The 18,799-nt window shown below is 53.6% G+C and carries 16 protein-coding genes, 5 tRNA genes and 2 other RNA genes; 20 read left to right on the top strand and 3 right to left on the bottom strand.

Annotation, left to right across the window (positions count from 1 at the left end):
- Position 1: 1 nt before the first annotated feature.
- A complete protein-coding gene (gene rhlB / locus LJN55_RS22185) occupies positions 2 to 1,294 on the bottom strand; it encodes an ATP-dependent RNA helicase RhlB (RefSeq protein WP_133846872.1) in 1,293 nt (430 codons plus the stop codon).
- Between the two features lie 128 nt (positions 1,295 to 1,422).
- Here rhlB and trxA point away from each other — a divergent pair, with 128 nt between their 5' ends.
- The 19 genes from trxA (at position 1,423) to LJN55_RS22090 (ending at position 15,665) form a co-directional block, all read left to right on the top strand.
- Entirely contained in the window at positions 1,423 to 1,752 is a 330-nt protein-coding gene (trxA, locus tag LJN55_RS22180; protein WP_133846871.1) for a thioredoxin TrxA, read from the top strand.
- A 363-nt stretch (positions 1,753 to 2,115) separates the two neighbouring features.
- The gene (gene rho, locus LJN55_RS22175; RefSeq protein ID WP_056234711.1) at positions 2,116 to 3,375 is read left to right on the top strand and encodes a transcription termination factor Rho; all 1,260 of its coding nucleotides are present in this window, start codon (positions 2,116 to 2,118) and stop codon (positions 3,373 to 3,375) included.
- Positions 3,376 to 3,663: 288 nt separating this feature from the next.
- Entirely contained in the window at positions 3,664 to 4,767 is a 1,104-nt protein-coding gene (gene wecA, locus LJN55_RS22170) for a UDP-N-acetylglucosamine--undecaprenyl-phosphate N-acetylglucosaminephosphotransferase (RefSeq protein WP_133846870.1), read from the top strand.
- Between the two features lie 30 nt (positions 4,768 to 4,797).
- The gene (wzzE, locus tag LJN55_RS22165) at positions 4,798 to 5,826 is read left to right on the top strand and encodes an ECA polysaccharide chain length modulation protein (protein WP_133846869.1); all 1,029 of its coding nucleotides are present in this window, start codon (positions 4,798 to 4,800) and stop codon (positions 5,824 to 5,826) included.
- Positions 5,827 to 5,874: 48 nt separating this feature from the next.
- Positions 5,875 to 7,005 carry a non-hydrolyzing UDP-N-acetylglucosamine 2-epimerase gene (gene wecB, locus LJN55_RS22160; RefSeq protein ID WP_227535310.1) on the top strand — a complete coding sequence of 377 codons (1,131 nt, stop codon included), beginning with the start codon at positions 5,875 to 5,877 and terminating at the stop codon, positions 7,003 to 7,005.
- Positions 7,002 to 8,264, top strand: coding sequence for a UDP-N-acetyl-D-mannosamine dehydrogenase (gene wecC, locus LJN55_RS22155; RefSeq protein WP_133846867.1), 1,263 nt, complete (start codon positions 7,002 to 7,004; stop codon positions 8,262 to 8,264). Before wecB ends, wecC begins: the two co-directional genes overlap by 4 nt.
- A complete protein-coding gene (gene rffC, locus LJN55_RS22150) occupies positions 8,264 to 8,959 on the top strand; it encodes a dTDP-4-amino-4,6-dideoxy-D-galactose acyltransferase (protein ID WP_159338530.1) in 696 nt (231 codons plus the stop codon). The genes wecC and rffC overlap by 1 nt, the downstream gene beginning before the upstream one ends.
- A complete protein-coding gene (rffA, locus tag LJN55_RS22145; protein ID WP_133846865.1) occupies positions 8,956 to 10,086 on the top strand; it encodes a dTDP-4-amino-4,6-dideoxygalactose transaminase in 1,131 nt (376 codons plus the stop codon). Before rffC ends, rffA begins: the two co-directional genes overlap by 4 nt.
- A 1-nt stretch (position 10,087) precedes the next feature.
- Complete coding sequence (wzxE, locus tag LJN55_RS22140; protein WP_227535308.1) at positions 10,088 to 11,338, top strand: lipid III flippase WzxE; 1,251 nt, start codon at positions 10,088 to 10,090, stop codon at positions 11,336 to 11,338.
- Positions 11,335 to 12,411, top strand: a complete 1,077-nt coding sequence (locus LJN55_RS22135) for a TDP-N-acetylfucosamine:lipid II N-acetylfucosaminyltransferase (protein WP_227535306.1) — start codon at positions 11,335 to 11,337, stop codon at positions 12,409 to 12,411. Before wzxE ends, LJN55_RS22135 begins: the two co-directional genes overlap by 4 nt.
- Complete coding sequence (wzyE, locus tag LJN55_RS22130; RefSeq protein ID WP_133846862.1) at positions 12,408 to 13,754, top strand: ECA oligosaccharide polymerase; 1,347 nt, start codon at positions 12,408 to 12,410, stop codon at positions 13,752 to 13,754. Before LJN55_RS22135 ends, wzyE begins: the two co-directional genes overlap by 4 nt.
- A 34-nt stretch (positions 13,755 to 13,788) precedes the next feature.
- On the top strand, positions 13,789 to 14,529 hold the full coding sequence (gene wecG / locus LJN55_RS22125) for a lipopolysaccharide N-acetylmannosaminouronosyltransferase (RefSeq protein WP_133846861.1): 741 nt from the start codon (positions 13,789 to 13,791) through the stop codon (positions 14,527 to 14,529).
- Between the two features lie 179 nt (positions 14,530 to 14,708).
- A tRNA-Arg gene (locus LJN55_RS22120) sits at positions 14,709 to 14,785 on the top strand.
- A gap of 85 nt (positions 14,786 to 14,870) precedes the next feature.
- Positions 14,871 to 14,946: transfer RNA gene (locus LJN55_RS22115), tRNA-His, on the top strand.
- A gap of 27 nt (positions 14,947 to 14,973) precedes the next feature.
- Positions 14,974 to 15,060 (top strand) — tRNA-Leu (locus LJN55_RS22110).
- Between the two features lie 42 nt (positions 15,061 to 15,102).
- Positions 15,103 to 15,179 (top strand) — tRNA-Pro (locus tag LJN55_RS22105).
- Between the two features lie 93 nt (positions 15,180 to 15,272).
- A tRNA-Pro gene (locus tag LJN55_RS22100) sits at positions 15,273 to 15,349 on the top strand.
- A gap of 33 nt (positions 15,350 to 15,382) precedes the next feature.
- Positions 15,383 to 15,508: non-coding RNA, RtT sRNA (locus LJN55_RS22095), on the top strand.
- A 36-nt stretch (positions 15,509 to 15,544) separates the two neighbouring features.
- Positions 15,545 to 15,665: non-coding RNA, RtT sRNA (locus tag LJN55_RS22090), on the top strand.
- A 51-nt stretch (positions 15,666 to 15,716) separates the two neighbouring features.
- Here the strand turns inward: LJN55_RS22090 and LJN55_RS22085 are convergent.
- Positions 15,717 to 16,301: an NAD(P)H-dependent oxidoreductase gene (locus LJN55_RS22085; protein WP_227535305.1), complete on the bottom strand. Its 585-nt coding sequence runs from the start codon at positions 16,299 to 16,301 to the stop codon at positions 15,717 to 15,719.
- A 79-nt stretch (positions 16,302 to 16,380) separates the two neighbouring features.
- Here LJN55_RS22085 and LJN55_RS22080 point away from each other — a divergent pair, with 79 nt between their 5' ends.
- Positions 16,381 to 16,992, top strand: a complete 612-nt coding sequence (locus LJN55_RS22080) for a TetR/AcrR family transcriptional regulator (protein ID WP_227535304.1) — start codon at positions 16,381 to 16,383, stop codon at positions 16,990 to 16,992.
- A gap of 614 nt (positions 16,993 to 17,606) precedes the next feature.
- Here LJN55_RS22080 and hemY read toward each other — a convergent pair.
- Entirely contained in the window at positions 17,607 to 18,797 is a 1,191-nt protein-coding gene (gene hemY / locus LJN55_RS22075) for a protoheme IX biogenesis protein HemY (protein WP_167864840.1), read from the bottom strand.
- Between the last annotated feature and the right edge of the window lie 2 nt (positions 18,798 to 18,799).

The raw sequence follows: 18,799 nt of genomic DNA, 5'->3' as shown, positions 1-18,799 counted from the left end.
CTTAACCTGAACGTTTGCGGTTAGGGTTACGCGGTGCGCTACTGCGGCGGTTGTTATTTCCACCACGGCGCGGGCCATTACCAGAACGGTTACGTGTTAAGCGTTTTGGTGGTGGCAATTCGCTCATCAGCGCATCGCTGTTATAGCGACTGACCGCAATGCTGTGACCGATGTATTCTTCAATACCTGGCAGGTTCAGCGCGTACTCTTCACAGGCGAGGCTGATAGAGTGACCATTGGCGCCTGCACGACCTGTACGACCAATGCGGTGAACGTAGTCTTCGCAGTCGTCTGGCAAATCGTAGTTAAATACGTGGGTCACTGCAGGAATATGCAAGCCGCGTGCAGCGACATCCGTCGCGACGAGGATATCGACATCACCCTTGGTGAAATCATCCAGGATACGCAGGCGTTTTTTCTGTGCCACATCGCCGGTTAACAAACCAACACGGTGACCATCTGCAGCCAGGTGGCCCCAGACATCTTCACAGCGGTGCTTGGTATTGGCGAAAATGATGGCGCGATCGGGCCACTCTTCTTCCAGCAGCGTTTGCAGCAGACGCATTTTTTCTTCATTGGAAGGGTAGAACAGCTCTTCTTTAATACGGTGCCCGGTTTTCTGCTCCGGTTCGACTTCAACGTATTCCGCGTTGTTCATGTTCTCAAACGCCAGCTCACGCACGCGGAAGGACAATGTTGCGGAGAACAGCATATTCAGACGCTGGTTGGCGGCAGGCATGCGGCGGAACAGCCAGCGGATATCTTTAATGAAGCCGAGGTCGAACATACGGTCAGCTTCGTCGAGTACCACCACCTGGATGGCGCCTAAATTCACGTGATTCTGTTTAGCGTAATCGATTAAACGACCCGTGGTGGCGATTAACACATCGACACCGCTTTCGAGCACTTTAAGTTGCTTATCATAGCCATCGCCACCGTAAGCCAGACCAAGCTTCAGTCCGGTTACCTGCGCCAGAGGCTCTGCATCCGCATGAATCTGCACCGCCAGTTCGCGCGTTGGTGCCAGAATCAGCGCCCGCGGTTGGTTAACCTGGCGACCTTCCGGTGCGGGGTGAGAAAGAAGATGATGGAACGTTGACGTCAGAAACGCCATCGTTTTGCCGGTACCGGTTTGCGCCTGACCTGCTACATCACGCCCGGAGAGCGTAAACGGTAATGCCAGCGCCTGGATAGGCGTGCAATTATGAAACCCTTTAGTTTCAAGGGCTTCAATAACCTGAGGGTGCAGGGCGAAGTCGGAAAACTTCTGTTCGGTTAAGTGTGTTTTGCTCATAGTGTGGTAGAATATCAGCTTACTATTGCTTTACGAAAGCTTATCCGGTGAAATAAAAGCAGTACAATAAACTCAGCCTTATGCTGCTTAATGCAACATCATGGTAAAGATAATCTCCTGGAGTAAACATGAGCGATAAAATTGTTCACCTGACCGATGACAGCTTTGAAACCGACGTTCTGAAAGCAGAAGGTTTGACGCTGGTTGACTTCTGGGCAGAATGGTGTGGTCCTTGCAAAATGATTGCCCCTATTCTTGACGAAGTGGCCGAAGAGTTTGATGGCAAGCTCACCGTTGCTAAACTGAATATTGATGAAAACCCTGCTACCGCACCTAAGTACGGTATCCGTGGCATCCCAACCCTGCTGTTGTTTAAGAATGGCGAAGTGGCCGCGACGAAAGTCGGCGCACTGTCTAAAGGCCAGCTCAAAGAGTTCCTGAACGCGAACCTGGGCTAATCATGCCGTGCCGGCGCCTTGCGGTTTGAATTTTTCGCTGACCGCTAGACGCCCGGCATTAAGCATGCTAAGTTAAATCTACTGCACTACGCACTTGCCTTGTAGTTTGAATCTTTAGAATTACTCCTTGTTGAACACAGTATTCATCAAAAGTCTTACAGACGTTCAGCAATCTGACGGTTAGTATCAACTGATTTCCGGCTTCTTGTCCTCACCGTCTCCTCGTCTCAGATTTGCGTTTTCCTGCACGTGATCATCGAGTGGACTTCGGAACCAAGAACCAATTAAACAGGCATGGATCTTTCGCCATACCATTCACGACAAACAGTTCATGTTTTACCCCGAGTTTAAGAACCCACCATTATGAATCTTACCGAATTAAAAAATACGCCGGTTTCTGACCTGATTACCCTCGGCGAAAATATGGGGCTGGAAAACCTGGCGCGCTTGCGCAAACAGGACATTATCTTCGCCATCCTTAAGCAACACGCGAAAAGTGGCGAAGACATCTTCGGCGACGGCGTACTCGAGATATTGCAGGATGGATTTGGTTTCCTCCGCTCAGGAGACAGCTCCTACCTCGCCGGTCCCGATGATATCTACGTTTCCCCCAGCCAAATCCGCCGCTTCAACCTCCGCACAGGTGACTCCATCTCTGGCAAGATTCGCCCGCCAAAAGAAGGTGAACGTTACTTTGCACTGCTGAAAGTTAATGAAGTTAACTACGACAAACCGGAAAATGCCCGTAATAAAATCCTGTTTGAAAACTTAACGCCGCTGCATGCCAATTCTCGTCTGCGTATGGAACGTGGCAACGGTTCTACCGAAGATTTGACCGCTCGCGTACTGGATTTGGCTTCGCCGATCGGTCGTGGTCAGCGTGGTCTGATCGTGGCTCCTCCGAAAGCCGGTAAAACTATGCTGCTGCAGAACATCGCGCAGAGCATTGCTTACAACCACCCAGACTGCGTGCTGATGGTGTTGCTGATTGACGAGCGTCCGGAAGAAGTGACCGAGATGCAGCGTCTGGTTAAAGGTGAAGTTATCGCTTCAACCTTCGATGAACCTGCATCCCGTCACGTTCAGGTTGCTGAGATGGTGATCGAAAAGGCCAAGCGTCTGGTTGAGCACAAGAAAGACGTGATCATCTTGCTGGACTCCATCACCCGTCTGGCGCGTGCCTACAACACCGTGGTTCCTGCTTCCGGCAAGGTACTGACCGGTGGTGTGGATGCCAACGCCCTGCATCGTCCGAAGCGTTTCTTCGGTGCTGCGCGTAATGTGGAAGAGGGCGGAAGCCTGACCATCATCGCCACCGCACTGGTTGATACCGGTTCGAAGATGGATGAAGTGATCTACGAAGAGTTTAAAGGTACAGGTAACATGGAACTGCATCTGGCGCGTAAAATCGCCGAGAAACGTGTGTTCCCTGCTATTGACTACAATCGCTCCGGTACGCGTAAAGAAGAGTTGCTTACCACGTCCGAAGAGCTGCAGAAGATGTGGATCCTGCGCAAGATTATTCACCCAATGGGCGAAATCGACGCGATGGAATTCCTTATCAACAAGCTGGCGATGACGAAAACCAATGATGATTTCTTCGACATGATGAAACGTTCATAACAGGTCGTTGGGCTGCGGGCAGACGCCGAACTGATCGTCTGGCCATACCGCAGTCGTCAAATTAAGTACAAAACTCGGGTAACGCCACGCATAGTCGTGGCGTTTTTTGTTTTTGGCCTATAGGCTATCCTGATCTGGGAGAATTAATCTAAAGAACGGCACGGGATACTGATCAATGGGGATATTGATTATGCTTGTCCCGGTGAATAAAATTCAGAATTGAAGGGATGTTATTGGCACAAATATTGCTTATAACATTGTGCAATTCTTAGCAGAGAGCTGGATAATGTGAATTTACTCAATATGAGTACAGAACTTGGCCTGACTTTTTTATTTTCATTGGTGTTTCTTTTCTTTGCACGTAAAGCGGCTAACAAAATTGGATTGGTGGACAAGCCCAATTATCGCAAACGTCACCAGGGGGCTATTCCGCTGGTAGGCGGTATCTCTGTGTTTGCAGGCAGCTGTTTTGCTTTTGCATTGACGAATTTCTACATACCTCACTCAGTGCTATATCTGGCGTGTGCCGGGTGCCTGGTACTGGTGGGGGCGCTTGATGATCGTTATGACATTAGTGTGAAATTCCGCGCGGTGGTACAGGCGGGTGTCGCCATTGTCATGATGATGAAAGCTAAACTTTACCTGCTAAGCCTGGGCTACATCTTTGGCCCATGGGAACTGGTGGTAGGGCCGTTCGGCTATGTGCTGACGCTGTTTGCTGTCTGGGCTGCGATCAACGCCTTCAATATGGTGGACGGCATCGACGGACTGCTGGGCGGTTTATCCTGTGTGACGTTCCTGGCGATGGGGGTCATCCTCCAGTTTGACGGGCAGAGCAGCCTTGCCATGTGGTGCTTTATCATGATTGCAGCCATCGTGCCCTACATCCTGTTGAATCTGGGAATGTTTGGCCGCCGCTATAAAGTCTTTATGGGCGATGCTGGCAGCACGGTTATTGGCTTCACAATTATCTGGATCCTGTTAGAAGCGACCCAGGGTCAGAACCATCCCATCACGCCAGTGACGGCGCTCTGGCTGATTGCGATTCCATTAATGGATATGGTCGCCATTATGTATCGCCGTCTGAGCAAAGGGATGAGCCCCTTCTCCGCAGATCGCCAACATATTCACCATCTGATCATGCGCGCCGGTTTTACTTCGCGTCAGGCGTTTGTCCTGATCACCGCGGCTGCGGCCCTGCTGGCTATCGTTGGTGTGCTGGGCGAGTACCTTTCATTTGTCCCTGAGTGGATGATGCTGGTTCTGTTTCTGCTGGCCTTTATGCTCTACGGCTACTGCATTAAACGCGCGTGGCGCGTGGCGCGCATGATCAAACGGTTTAAACGCCGTCTGCGAAATAACAATAATGACAGCAAATCTCCTACTGACTGACCTATGCCCTGACGACAAGGAAACAGATGTATGACCTATCCTGACGCTGCAGATAACGAGTTGGATATTCGTGGCCTTTGCTGCACGCTATGGCGCGGTAAGTTATGGATTATTGCGGGTGGTGTGCTCTTTGCCCTGCTGGCCTGGATCTATTCGTTGCTGGTGACGCCGAAGTGGAGCACCACGGCGATTGTGGATCGTCCTACGGTGAATATGTTGTCCGGGTTTTATTCCCAGCAGCAGTTTCTCAATAATCTGGATATTCGTGCTGGCAGCCTGACCGTGGCTCCGCCGACGGTGATGGATGAAGCGTATCAGGAGTTTATGATGCAGCTTTTTGCCTGGGATACGCGTCGTGACTTCTGGCTACAGTCCAGCTATTACCAGCAGCGTAAAAGCGGCAAGACCGGTGAAGACGCCGCCTTACTGGATGAAATGATTGCCAATATCCAGTTCCAGCCCGCCGATAATGCGAAAAATATCAACGATACCGTCAGGTTGATCGCGGAAACAGCAGCAGATGCGAATACCCTGCTGCGCCAGTATGTTGCCTTTGCTAATGCCCGTGCTACCACGCATCTCAATGAAGAACTCGCCGCTGCCTGGGCTGCGCGCAGTATTCAGTTAAAGGCGCAGATTAAGCGTCAGGAAGCGGTTGCCAAAGCCATTTACGACCGTCAGATCAACAGCATCGGACAGGCGCTGAAAATTGCGCAGCAGCAGGGCTTTGAACAAGCAAAAACACAGACCCCTTCCGAGCAATTACCGGACTCTGAAATGTTCATGCTGGGCAGGCCAATGTTGCAGGCGCGGTTGGAAAATCTGCGTGCAACGGGCCCATCCTACGATCTTGAGTACGATCAAAACCGGGCTATGCAGGCGACACTGAATGTCGGTCCTACGTTGGTAAAATCATTCCAGACCTGGCGTTATCTGCGCACACCGGAAGAGCCAGTAAAACGTGACAGCCCACGCCGTGTATTACTGATGATTATGTGGGGCACGGTAGGCGTGCTACTGGGTGCCGGGACTGCGCTGGTGCGCCGCTCTCGCCGTTAAGGGCACTGAATAAGTGCTGTTAAACCATTTCGAATTAAGAGAGTCACGGTGAAAGTATTAACGGTTTTTGGCACGCGTCCCGAAGCGATAAAAATGGCACCTCTGGTGCATGCGCTGGCGCAGGATGAGGACATTGAGTCGCGCTTATGCGTGACCGCACAGCATAGGGAAATGCTCGATCAGGTATTGCACCTGTTTTCCATCGTGCCGGATTACGATCTTAATATCATGCAACCAGGCCAGGGTTTGACCGAGATCACCAGCCGTATTCTGGAGGGTTTGAAGACGGTATTTGCCGATTTCACCCCAGATGTGGTGCTGGTTCACGGCGATACCACGACTACGCTGGCTGCCAGCCTCGCGGCGTTTTACCACCGAATTCCGGTGGGGCACGTGGAAGCGGGGCTGCGCACGGGTGATCTTTGGTCGCCGTGGCCAGAAGAAGCGAACCGTACGCTGACCGGTCATCTTGCCAGCTACCACTTCACCCCTACCGCCAGTTCACAGCAGAATCTGTTGCGTGAAAATCTGCCCGCATCCCGTATTTTCGTGACGGGCAACACCGTGATTGATGCGCTGTTCTGGGTGCGTGATCGCGTACTCAGTGACGATGCGCTGAGAAATAGCCTGGCAGCTCGCTACCCGTTCCTGGACGCGGATAAAAAGTTGATTCTGGTCACCGGCCACCGTCGTGAAAGTTTCGGTGGCGGCTTTGAGCGTATCTGTAACGCGCTGGCTGAAATTGCACGTCTGCACCCCGACACGCAGATTGTCTATCCCGTGCATCTCAACCCGAATGTCAGCGAGCCGGTAAACCGCATTCTGCGCGGTATAGATAATATTATTTTAATTGAACCGCAGGAGTACCTGCCTTTTGTCTGGCTGATGGATCGCGCCTGGCTGATCCTGACGGATTCCGGTGGTATTCAGGAAGAAGCGCCATCGCTCGGTAAACCGGTGCTGGTGATGCGTGATGCCACCGAACGCCCTGAGGCGCTGGCAGCAGGCACCGTCAAACTGGTGGGCACAGACGGCGCGAAGATCGTCAGCGAAGTGACCCGTCTGTTCACCGATGAGGACGCGTGGCATGCAATGAGCCGCGCCCATAACCCGTATGGTGACGGGCTGGCCTGCCAGCGCATTGTGCAGGCTCTCAAAAATAATCGGATAACATTATGAGTTTCAATACTATTTCAGTGATCGGTCTGGGTTACATCGGCCTGCCTACCGCTGCCGCTTTTGCTTCGCGCCAGAAGCAGGTGATCGGCATTGATATCAATGCGCACGCGGTCGAAACCATCAACCGTGGCGAGATCCACATTGTCGAACCGGACCTCGATCGCGTGGTGAAAACGGCCGTTGAAGGTGGGTGGTTACGCGCAGCTATGCAGCCACAGGCTGCCGATGCTTATCTGATTGCTGTGCCGACACCCTTTAAAGGCGAGCACCAGCCTGATATGGCTTACGTGCAGGCGGCGGCCGTGTCGATTGCCACGGTGTTGAAAAAGGGTGATCTGGTGATCCTGGAATCGACCTCACCTGTTGGCGCTACCGAACAGATGGCGGCATGGTTGGCTGCGGCTCGCTCGGATCTGACGTTCCCACAGCAGGCAGGTGAAAACGCGGATATCCAGGTAGCCTACTGCCCGGAGCGTGTGTTACCTGGCCAGGTGATGGTTGAACTGTTTAAAAACGACCGTGTGATTGGTGGTATGACGCCACGCTGTTCACAGCGCGCCTGCGAGCTGTACAACATCTTCCTGGAAGGCGAGTGCGTTGTGACTAACTCGCGCACCGCTGAGATGTGCAAATTAACCGAAAACAGCTTCCGCGACGTCAATATTGCCTTCGCGAACGAGCTGTCACTGATCGCGGCCGATCAGGGTATTAACGTCTGGGAGTTGATCCGGCTGGCCAATCGCCACCCGCGTGTCAATATTCTGCAACCTGGACCGGGTGTAGGCGGGCACTGCATTGCGGTCGATCCATGGTTTATCGTGGCACAGAATCCGGTACAAGCACGTTTGATCCGTACCGCGCGTGAAGTCAACGACAGCAAGCCGCACTGGGTGCTGGAGCAGGTTCAGCGCCAGGTGGCCGACTGCCTGATGAGCAACAACAAACGCGCCAGCGAGCTGAAAATCGCCTGCTTTGGTCTGGCGTTTAAACCCGATATTGATGATCTGCGGGAAAGCCCGGCGGTACAGGTCACCAAAATGATTGCCGACTGGCATCAGGGCACCACGCTGGTGGTGGAGCCTAACGTGCAGCAACTTCCGGCAAAATTGCAGGACAGCGTGACGCTGATGACGTTGGACGATGCGCTGCAACAGGCCGATGTGCTGGTGATGCTGGTGGACCATCGTGATTTTAAAGCCATTGATCCGACAGCCGTCAGCCAGCAATGGATTGTTGATACGAAAGGTGTCTGGCGTTAGTGAAAGCGACGCTTAAACCCCTGGCGTGGGAAAACGCCTTCTTTGGATGTCACAGTGCCCTGCTTGAATTGCACGGTGATACACCGCTTGATAGCGCGCAACTCGACAGCTATACGCTGGTGCAGGTCAAAGTACTGGCTCAACAGAGTTCAGAGCTGGATGCCCTGAGCGCGTTGGGGTTTCGCCTGGTGGAAGGGGAAGCAGACTGCGTGCTGGGTATCACCCCTGTTGAACGCCCGACGGGCATTCGTATTGCCCGCTCTGAGCATATCCCCATGCTGCGGCAGGTGGCTGAAGAAGCGTTCATCTACAGCCGTTTTCGCGCGCCCTGGTATGCGCCGGGCGACAGCGGGCGTTTTTATGCGCAGTGGGTGGAAAATGCCGTACGCGGCACCTTTGATCACCAGTGCCTGCTGGCGGTGGATGAGCAGGGCGCGATGCAGGGCTTTGTGTCGCTGCGTGAGCTGGAAGACGGCACGGCACGCATTGGCCTGCTGGCTGTAGTGCCAGCCGCGCAGGGGCTGGGCATTGGCCAGCGGCTGATGAACGCAGCTAATGACTGGTGCCGCGCGCGCCGACTGACACGGCTTCATGTCGCAACGCAACTGGGCAATGTTGCCGCGCTGCGACTCTATCTTCGCTGCGGTGGCGTGATTGAACGCACCGCCTACTGGTTATACAGGGAAACGCCATGATTCCGTTTAATGCGCCACCGGTGGTGGGAACTGAACTTGAATATATGCAGTCGGCAATGGGCAGCGGCAAACTCTGCGGCGACGGCGGTTTTACCCGTCGCTGCCAACAGTGGATGGAGCAGCGCTTCGGCAGCCGCAAAGTCCTGCTGACCCCCTCCTGCACCGCATCGCTGGAGATGGCGGCCATCCTGATCGACATTCAGCCCGGTGATGAAGTGATCATGCCGAGCTACACGTTTGTCTCTACGGCCAACGCCTTCGTGCTGCGCGGTGCAACGATTGTGTTTGTCGATGTGCGTCCGGATACCATGAACATCGATGAGTGCCTGATAGAAGCCGCGATCACCGATAAAACCAAAGCCATCGTGCCTGTACATTACGCGGGCGTTGCCTGCGAGATGGACACCATTATGGCGCTGGCGAAAAAGCACCAACTGTGGGTGGTGGAAGATGCTGCGCAGGGCGTGATGTCGACTTACAAAGGCCGGGCGCTGGGCAGCATCGGTCATATCGGCTGCTTTAGCTTCCACGAAACTAAAAACTATACCGCGGGTGGTGAAGGCGGTGCGACGCTGGTCAACGACGCGTCCCTGGTCGAGCGTGCTGAAATCATTCGTGAAAAAGGGACCAACCGCAGCCAGTTTTTCCGCGGCCAGGTGGATAAATACACCTGGCGTGATATCGGCTCCAGCTACCTAATGGCGGATTTGCAGGCAGCATATCTCTGGGCGCAGCTGGAGGCAGCGGAACGCATTAACCAGCAACGTTTGCGCCTGTGGCAGACCTACCACGATGCGTTGCAGCCGTTGGCCGCACGTGGGCGCATTGAGCTGGCTAGCATACCCGCCGACTGTGAACACAATGCCCATATGTTTTATCTGAAGCTGCGTGACCATGATGACCGCAGCGCGCTGATTGCATGGCTGAAAGAGGCCGAAATCCTGGCGGTGTTCCACTATATTCCGCTGCACAGCTCACCCGCGGGGCAGCGCTTTGGCCGTTTCCACGGTGAAGACCATTTCACCCAGACAGAGAGCGATCGCCTGCTGCGTTTGCCGCTGTTCTATAACCTTTCTGATAATAATCAGAAAACGGTGATCAACTCCTTACTGAGCTATTTCTCCTGATATGTCACTGGCAAAAGCGTCAGTGTGGACGGCAGCCTCCACGCTGGTAAAAATTGTCGCCGGTTTGCTGGTGGTGAAAATGCTGGCGGTCTCTTACGGGCCGGCGGGTGTCGGACAGGCGGGGAATTTTCGTCAATTGATTACCGTGCTCGGCGTACTGGCCGGAGCCGGCATTTTTAACGGCGTCACAAAGTATGTGGCGCAGTATCAGCAGCAGCCTGAACAGCTGCGTGCCGTTACTGGCACTGCATCGTCAATGGTGCTGGGATTCTCATTGCTGCTGGCGCTGGTGTTCCTGCTGTTCGCCGCGCCCATCAGTCATGCACTGTTTGGTCATGACCGCTATCAGCAGGTAATCCGTATCGTGGCCTTCCTGCAAATGGGCATCGCCTGGGCTAATCTGGCGCTGGCGATCATGAAAGGTTTTCGTGATGCGGCAGGTAATGCATGGTCGCTGATTATCGGCAGCCTGACCGGCGTTGCTGCATGGTTTGTCTGCTACAAGCTGGGAGGTTACAGCGGTGCACTGATCGGGCTGGCGATGGTGCCTGCGCTGGTGGTGGTGCCGGCAGTGGTTTTGCTGGTGCGTCGCGAGCATCTGCCAATGCGCTATCTGCTGCCCGGCTGGCAGCCGGAGTTCGTGGCTCTGCTGGGTAAGTTTACGCTGATGGCACTGATCACCGCTGTGACGTTGCCCGTGGCGTGGATGATGATGCGTAACCTGCTGGCACAACATGCGGGGTGGGAACAGGTTGGGTTGTGGCAGGGCGTCAGCAGTATCTCGGATGCCTACCTGCAATTTATCACGGCGTCTTTCAGCGTGTATCTGCTGCCCACCTTGTCACGCCTGCAGCATAAGGCTGAGATTTCACGTGAAATTCTGAAGGCGCTGCGTTTCGTACTGCCGGTGGTCGCCGCCGTGAGTTTAACCGTCTGGTTACTGCGTGATGTGGCTATCTGGCTGCTGTTCTCCCGTGAGTTTGCGGCCATGCGCGATCTGTTTGTCTGGCAGTTGACGGGCGATGTACTCAAAGTGGGTTGCTACGTTTTTGGCTATCTGGTCATCGCGAAGGCATCGCTGCGTTTTTATGTGCTGACGGAAGTGAGCCAGTTTATCTTGCTCACCGGCTTTTCCCGCTGGCTGATCCCGCTGCATGGTGCAGCCGGTGCGGCTCAGGCGTATATGGCGACCTATATCGCTTATTTTGCACTCTGTGCAGGCATTTTTATTATTTACCGTAGACGAGTATGACCAGAGTAATCCACCTTTTAGGCTCAGACATCCCTCATCATAACCAGACGGTGTTGAGCTTCTTTGATCAACAGCTGCATGACGTGGTGCCCCTGGCAGCCGCGCGCGAGTTCTGGCTGGTGAGCGCACAGCCTGAGATGGCGCAGCCCTTTACGCGGCTGAATATCCGTGTTTTTGCAAATAAAGCGGCGCTCGCTGCTGCTGTGATTACCACCGGACGCCGTGAGCGTGATACGCGCTTTTTCTGCCACGGTCAGTTCAATCCTCGCTTGTGGCTGGCGCTGTTGTCCGGCCAGCTTAAGCGCTCTCAGATCTATTGGCATATCTGGGGGGCCGATCTGTATGAAGATTCCACCCGCCTGAAATTCCGGCTGTTCTATCTGCTGCGGCGTCAGGCACAAAAACGTGTGGCACAGGTGTTTGCCACCCGAGGTGATATTAATCACTTCCATCAGCGGCATCCGAAGGTTCCGGCTTCTTTACTCTATTTCCCGACACGGCTGGCACAGAATGTGCAAAGCAGTGATGAGCCGCAGGGGCAGCTGACCCTTCTGCTCGGTAATTCAGGGGATGCCAGCAACCGACATATTCAGGCATTGCAGTCCATCCATCAGCAGTTTGGCGATAATGTGCGAGTGAAAGTGCCGCTGGGCTACCCCGCCAATAACGAGGCGTATATTCAGCGTGTGCGCGACGCAGCCGCGGCGTTGTTTGCCCCGGGTGTCGTTGAGCTCCTGACCGAGAAGCTGGCGTTCAGCGATTATCTGAAATTGATCGCCCGTTGCCACCTTGGCTATTTTATTTTTGAACGCCAGCAGGGTATCGGTACGCTGTGTCTGTTGATGCAGGCCAATGTGCCCTTTGTGCTTAACCGAAAGAACCCGTTCTGGCAGGATCTGGCAGAACAACAGGTGCCGGTGTTGTTTGAGGGCGATCCGTTGGATGCAGCGACAGTGAAAGAGGCGCGGCGTCAGATGATGTTGCTGGATAAATCACATATTGCCTTTTTCGAGCCGGGCTACCTGAGCGGCTGGCAGCAGGCACTGCGTCGGGTAGAAGGGGACACCGCATGACGTTATTACAGTTTGCCGGGCTGCTGGTGGTGTATCTGTGCTGCTGTGGTTTTATTCTCACGCTGACCTGGCGCGAGTTTCGTCGTGTGCGCTTCAACTTCAACGTATTTTTCTCGCTGCTGTTTCTGCTGACGTTCTTCTTCGGCTTCCCGCTGACCTGCATGTTGGTGTTTGGATTTGATGTTGACGTGGTGCCGCCGGAGTATTTGCTCCAGGCGTTACTGTCAGCGGGCTGTTTCTACGCTATTTACTACGTCAGCTATAAAACCCGGCTGCGGGCGAAGCATCGGGCACCCCCTCGTCAGGTATTTACGATTAACCGTATTGAAGCCCATCTGACCTGGGGCATTCTGGCGCTGGTAGCGCTGGGAACCGTCAGTGTGTTCTTCCTGCACAATGGTTTCCTGCTCTTCAAGCTGCACAGCTACAGCCAGATTTTCTCGGCGGATGTCTCCGGCGTGGCGTTGAAGCGTTTCTTTTACTTCTTTATTCCGGCGATGTTGGTGATCTACTTCCTCAAGCAGGACAAGCGGAGCTGGCTGCTGTTTCTGGTCAGTACCGTAGCGTTTGGGCTGCTGACGTACATGATTGTCGGTGGCACCCGCGCCAACATCATTATTGCTTTTGCCCTGTTCCTGTTTATCGGCATTATTCGTGGCTGGATTACCCTGTGGATGCTAGTGCTGGCGGGGATTGGCGGGATTGTCGGCATGTTCTGGCTGGCGCTGAAGCGCTATAACCTCGATGTTAGCGGCGCGGAGGCGTTTTACACCTTCCTCTATCTGACCCGCGATACCTTCTCGCCGTGGGAGAACCTCGGCCTGCTGCTGCAAAATTATGACAAAATCGATTTCCAGGGGCTGGCACCAATCTGGCGTGACTTCTACGTGTTTATTCCCAGTTGGTTGTGGCATGACCGTCCTTCCATTGTGCTCAACAGCGCGAACTACTTTACGTGGGAAGTGCTGGATAACCACTCCGGGCTGGCCATCTCGCCCACATTAATCGGTTCGCTGGTGGTGATGGGCGGGGCGCTGTTTATTCCGCTGGGGGCGGTTGGCGTTGGGCTGATTATTAAGTGGTTCGACTGGTTATACGAAAAAGGCCAGCAGGAGCAGAATCGCTATAAAGCAGCGATTCTGCAAAGCTTCTGCTTTGGTGCCGTGTTCAACATGATCGTGCTGGCACGGGAAGGGCTGGATTCATTTGTTTCGCGCGTGGTGTTCTTCTGCGTGATTTTCGCGTTCTGTGTGGTGGTGGCGAAGCTGCTGTACTGGCTGCTGGACACCGCGGGTTTAATCCGTGCCCGTGTTCCGGTTCGTCCGCTGTCGACCCAACCGTAACGCTTGCCAGGCGATTTGTTTTGAAGGAATGTCCATGAGTGTCTCTGTAACCGTGCCGCAATATCGGATCCGCGGGATAACGCTGTCAGGCTTTAGTGATATGGCGCAGTTTGTTGATTACCTCAATCAACAGGGTGAGCTGAAAACCGGCACGCTGGTAGCGATCAACGCTGAGAAAGTGCTGACCGCAGAAGCCGATGCGGCGGTGTATCAGTTGATTGATGCCGCAGAATACAAATATGCCGATGGCATCAGCATCGTGCGCTCTATCCGCAAGAAGTATCCGCAGGCGCAGGTATCGCGCATTGCCGGAGCCGATCTGTGGGAAGCACTGATGGAGCGTGCCGGGCGTGAGGGAACGCCGGTTTTTCTCATTGGAGGCAAACCGCCGGTTCTTGCGCAGACCATCGATAAGTTGCGTCGCCAGTGGAATGTGAACATTGTCGGATCGCAGGATGGGTTCTTCACGCCGGACCAGCGCGATGCACTCTTTACGCGCATCCGGGAGAGCGGCGCGAAACTGGTGACGGTGGCGATGGGGTCACCACGGCAGGAGATTCTGATGCGTGACTGCAAAGCCAGCTACCCGGATGCGCTGTATATGGGCGTGGGCGGCACCTACGACGTGTTTACCGGCCAGGTGAAGCGTGCGCCTAAGATATGGCAGCGAATGGGCCTTGAGTGGCTGTATCGCCTGATTTCACAGCCTTCACGCCTGAAACGTCAGCTCAGATTGCTGAAATACCTCAAATATCACTGGCGCGGCGATCTTTAATCATTAAGTCATTTTTGTCACTGAAAGGCCTTTTGTGCGATTTAACCGGGTGAAAAGGCCGAAAAACGCTGCTACTTTAGACGTAATGCACAAAGCGTAATCAAACGCGTTTTTTTGTGAAAAAAGCACTGGACAGTCAGGGCTCTCCTCCGTAGTATGCACATCCGCAACGGCGCTACGCGCCCGTAGCTCAGCTGGATAGAGCGCTGCCCTCCGGAGGCAGAGGTCTCAGGTTCGAATCCTGTCGGGCGTACCATTTATTTTGTGCGCATATGAGCGGCGGTGGTAACATTTACCGCGTTAGTCAGTAGTAGAAAGAAGTAGTAAAGAAGTCAGGTATGGTGGCTATAGCTCAGTTGGTAGAGCCCTGGATTGTGATTCCAGTTGTCGTGGGTTCGAGTCCCATTAGCCACCCCAGACTTTAAGTACAAGATTTTGTCGTATGCGAAGGTGGCGGAATTGGTAGACGCGCTAGCTTCAGGTGTTAGTGTCTTAACGGACGTGAGGGTTCAAGTCCCTCTCTTCGCACCACAAAATCTAAGCAGTAAAGCAGTAAAGCAGTGCCGTAGTATTCGGCGAGTAGCGCAGCTTGGTAGCGCAACTGGTTTGGGACCAGTGGGTCGGAGGTTCGAATCCTCTCTCGCCGACCAATTTAGAAAACCCTGCTGTGGCGGGGTTTTTGCTTAAAACCTGAGAGTTTTGAGCGATAAAAAAAAGAAAAGTAGTGGCATTACAGAAGTATTCGGCGAGTAGCGCAGCTTGGTAGCGCAACTGGTTTGGGACCAGTGGGTCGGAGGTTCGAATCCTCTCTCGCCGACCAATTTAAGAAACCTGCTTGAAAAAGCAGGTTTTTTTTCGTCTGTACATAATGAGGATGAGAACCTCCGAAGGAGGTTTGAGCCGAGCGAAGCGAGACAACGTTGCTTCAGCAACGGCCCGCAGGGCGGCTCGAAGAGCCGTAATCCTCTCTCGCCGACCAATTTAAGAAACCTGCTTGAAAAAGCAGGTTTTTTTTCGTCTGTACATAATGAAGATGAGAACCTCCGAAGGAGGTTTGAGCCGAGCGAAGCGAGACAACGTTGCTTCAGCAACGGCCCGCAGGGCGGCTCGAAGAGCCGTAATCCTACTCGCTACCAATTTAAGAAACCTGCTTGAAAAAGCAGGTTTTTTTTCGTCTTTTATTGCGTTTACACCTGCCCCATTTTCCTTCCCAGCTCGCTCACATTTTGCAGTTCAGCGCTCAGCGCTTCTCCGGGCATTTGTAACAACAGTTCAGAGGTCAGCACTTCTGCACCACAAAAATCGAAAATCCCGTGATCGATCTGCGTTCTCATGGCGGCAAAGTAACCGTGGCGTGCGTAAGTACGCATATCGCCCGCGCCAATGGCGACCAGATGCACCTTAAGACGCTGCAGTTTTTTTACCAGGCGGCCATCGTCATCGGCGTCATAAGCCCAGCCTTGAGTAAATACGCGGTCAATCCAGCCTTTTAGCTGCGCAGGCATCGACCACCAGTAAATCGGATAAACCAGTACAAGAGTATCCGCACGGTCAATCCTGGCGTGTTCTGCAACGATTTCCTTTGTGGCCAATCCCTGCTGGCGGAAGGCGGCGACATCATCGGCGGTAAAACGCGGGTCAAATCCTTCGGCGGCCAGATCGGCGATCTCAATGCTGCCGCCTGTTGACTCGATGCCCTCTGCGAGTTGTCTGGCGACGTGATGTGTCAATGACTGGCGATCGGGATGAGAAACGACAATAAGGGTATGCATGAGCAGCCTCCGGCTTGCAGGTTGAACTGAGAAAAGTTACGCTAATATACTATTGGTAAGTTACCTTTGGTATATAAGCATGTCAACGGACAAAAACTCTTCACCGCTGCCCCGGCGACGTTTATCGCGTGAGGCGCGTTACCAGCAGCTCATTGAAGCGGCATGGCAGCTCATTCGTACTGAGGGAACGGAGGCGTTAACGCTGGGCCGACTGGCCGAGCAGTCAGATGTCACTAAGCCCGTGGTGTATGATCATTTCGGCACACGTTCAGGCCTGTTTGCGGTGCTCTATCAGGAGTTCGATGCCCGCCAAAATGCGCTGTTTGATGCGGCATTAGCGCAAAGTGAAGCCACTTTGTCGGCCAGGGCGCAGGTGATGGCAGAATCTTATGTGAATTGTGTTCAAAAACAGGGGCGGGAGATACCGGGCATTATTGCCGCGCTGGTTGGTTCACCCGAGCTTGAGCAGATCAAGCGGGCCTACGAAGTGGCCTTTATCGAGAAGTGTCGCGAAACGCTGACGCCTTTCACCGGGGGGAAAGCATTATCGAACGCCGGTTTGTGGGCCATGCTGGGCGCTGCGGAAGCGGTGGCTTACGCATCCACCCGTCATGAAATCACCGAACAACAGGCGCGGGATGAACTGTACGCTGTCATTATGGCACTGGTCGAACGCAGCATAAGAACATAGTGTCATTTTGTCGCTGCATTGAGACATATAAGCTAATGTTTAATAAGATATTTACCTAAGTATGCGTTCTCTGTCTCCAAATGGAGACGCACCTCGGGCAATCGTGTCGGTTTGAGGTGACATAAGAGAAGGGCAATAAAGTCGGCTATCCATGAATTAATATGTTAACTATCAGTGAGATATTAAATTCATGGCGAATGAATTTCTATTCTGGCACGCGCTGTGCAAGAATACCCTCGTAGATGCTCATTCCACCTCTTATGTTTGCAGATGCTTCATAAACCTGGGAATGACGCAGAGCCATTTTACGGTACCTGTTGTCCAGCCAGCCAATATCGCTAACGCCTTATTGGATCTATCGGGCAATACGTTGAGTCAGGTACCAATCGGTTGTCTTAACCGACCTGAAAATTTGCACCTGTCCCCGGACAGGTGTTTTTTTTTGCCCTGATGCCCGTCATCTTTCGCGCCGCAGATGCGTTGGCTGTCCTTACTCACCCCGGTCACTTACTGATGTAAGCTCCCGGGGACTCGCTCGGTTGCCGCCTTTCTGCAACACGAAATCTTTAGGGCATCGCGCTACGTCATCTTTCATGTCTTTTTGCAGATGCAGATTAAGAATTATTTTTCAGCGTCAGCAGTAAACCATCACGACGCATGGTGGCCGCTTCTTCCGGCTTGTGCTGACGATCCAGCGTATCAGCCAGCCAGGCGTAGTCGAAAGCATCAGGGCGCTGTTGCAGCGCTGCACGGAAGGACTCGGCAGCCTGTTCCCATTCACCGTGCTGCATCAGCAGTTGACCCAGCGTACTGTGCAACAACGGTGTTGCACCATGCTGCTTGATCTGCTGACGAAGCGCTTTCTCCAACTGCTCCGGGTTACCGGTTTTCAGTCGTGGCATCAATAATACCAGGCGCTCATCGTACTGACGCTTCAGGCCATCCAACACGATTTGCTGTGCGGTGTCGTGGTCATTACAGACGATAAGATGGTCTGCCATAGCCACCTGTAGAGCGGGATCATGGCGTGTTTTACGGCTCTGGTTCTGCCACCAACGCTTCAGACCATCACTGCCCTGATCGGCCATGGCCTGGCTCATCAGGCCCAGCCATGCCTGCTGTTGCAAATCGAGGCGATGTGCTTCATCACCCAACTGAATCTTCTCCATGGCAGGGAGAATATCCAGCAATGCACCCCAGGCATGGGTACGCAAATAAGCCTGCTCAGCCAGACGCAGGACTTCAGGGTGGCGTGGCGCAATCTCCAGCAGACGATCAATACCGTGGCGTGCGGCGTGATCTTCATTACGTGCCAGTTGGATACGTACACGCGTGATCTCTACCGGCAGCGGGTCACCGTTATTTAATTCGGTAGCACGTTCCAGATGCTGATTGGCACGTATCTCGTCACCGCGTTGTTGTGCAGCTTCGGCGGCCAGCAGATAGTTAACCATCGGTTGTTCAGCGTGGTCGGCATTACGTGACAGCAGTTTTTCAACCTGCTGGTAATCACCCTCCGCCAGTTTGATCAACGCAGCATTGGTATGTTTATGTGCACTGCGGCGTTTGCGGCCGCTAAACCAGCCACGTGTGCGCGCCCCCGTACGGAAGAGACGGCGGAGCAGCCATTCGATAGCCAAAATCACTATCAGCGTCAGGATCAGCATGATCACCAGTGCAGTCACACTGGTTTTAATATCCCAGTTGTCGGTCTGGATCAGTACAAAGCCCTGATGACCCGCAATCACGGGACCCAGCACAATACCGGCGATTAGCAGCAGGAACAGCAGAAGTACTTTCAACATCA

The organism is Erwinia rhapontici (assembly GCF_020683125.1).
Taxonomy (GTDB): domain Bacteria; phylum Pseudomonadota; class Gammaproteobacteria; order Enterobacterales; family Enterobacteriaceae; genus Erwinia; species Erwinia rhapontici.
This window is presented reverse-complemented; position numbering and strand designations above follow the sequence as displayed.

Excerpts from the sequence above, each read along its gene's own strand:
- rhlB (WP_133846872.1), bottom strand. The coding sequence starts at position 1,294 with ATGAGCAAAACACACTTAACCGAACAGAAGTTTTCCGACTTCGCCCTG.
- trxA (WP_133846871.1), top strand. The coding sequence starts at position 1,423 with ATGAGCGATAAAATTGTTCACCTGACCGATGACAGCTTTGAAACCGAC.
- rho (WP_056234711.1), top strand. The coding sequence starts at position 2,116 with ATGAATCTTACCGAATTAAAAAATACGCCGGTTTCTGACCTGATTACC.
- wzzE (WP_133846869.1), top strand. The coding sequence starts at position 4,798 with ATGACCTATCCTGACGCTGCAGATAACGAGTTGGATATTCGTGGCCTT.
- wecC (WP_133846867.1), top strand. The coding sequence starts at position 7,002 with ATGAGTTTCAATACTATTTCAGTGATCGGTCTGGGTTACATCGGCCTG.
- rffA (WP_133846865.1), top strand. The coding sequence starts at position 8,956 with ATGATTCCGTTTAATGCGCCACCGGTGGTGGGAACTGAACTTGAATAT.
- wzxE (WP_227535308.1), top strand. The coding sequence starts at position 10,088 with ATGTCACTGGCAAAAGCGTCAGTGTGGACGGCAGCCTCCACGCTGGTA.
- LJN55_RS22135 (WP_227535306.1), top strand. The coding sequence starts at position 11,335 with ATGACCAGAGTAATCCACCTTTTAGGCTCAGACATCCCTCATCATAAC.
- wzyE (WP_133846862.1), top strand. The coding sequence starts at position 12,408 with ATGACGTTATTACAGTTTGCCGGGCTGCTGGTGGTGTATCTGTGCTGC.
- wecG (WP_133846861.1), top strand. The coding sequence starts at position 13,789 with ATGAGTGTCTCTGTAACCGTGCCGCAATATCGGATCCGCGGGATAACG.
- LJN55_RS22085 (WP_227535305.1), bottom strand. The coding sequence starts at position 16,301 with ATGCATACCCTTATTGTCGTTTCTCATCCCGATCGCCAGTCATTGACA.
- LJN55_RS22080 (WP_227535304.1), top strand. The coding sequence starts at position 16,381 with ATGTCAACGGACAAAAACTCTTCACCGCTGCCCCGGCGACGTTTATCG.
- hemY (WP_167864840.1), bottom strand. The coding sequence starts at position 18,797 with ATGTTGAAAGTACTTCTGCTGTTCCTGCTGCTAATCGCCGGTATTGTG.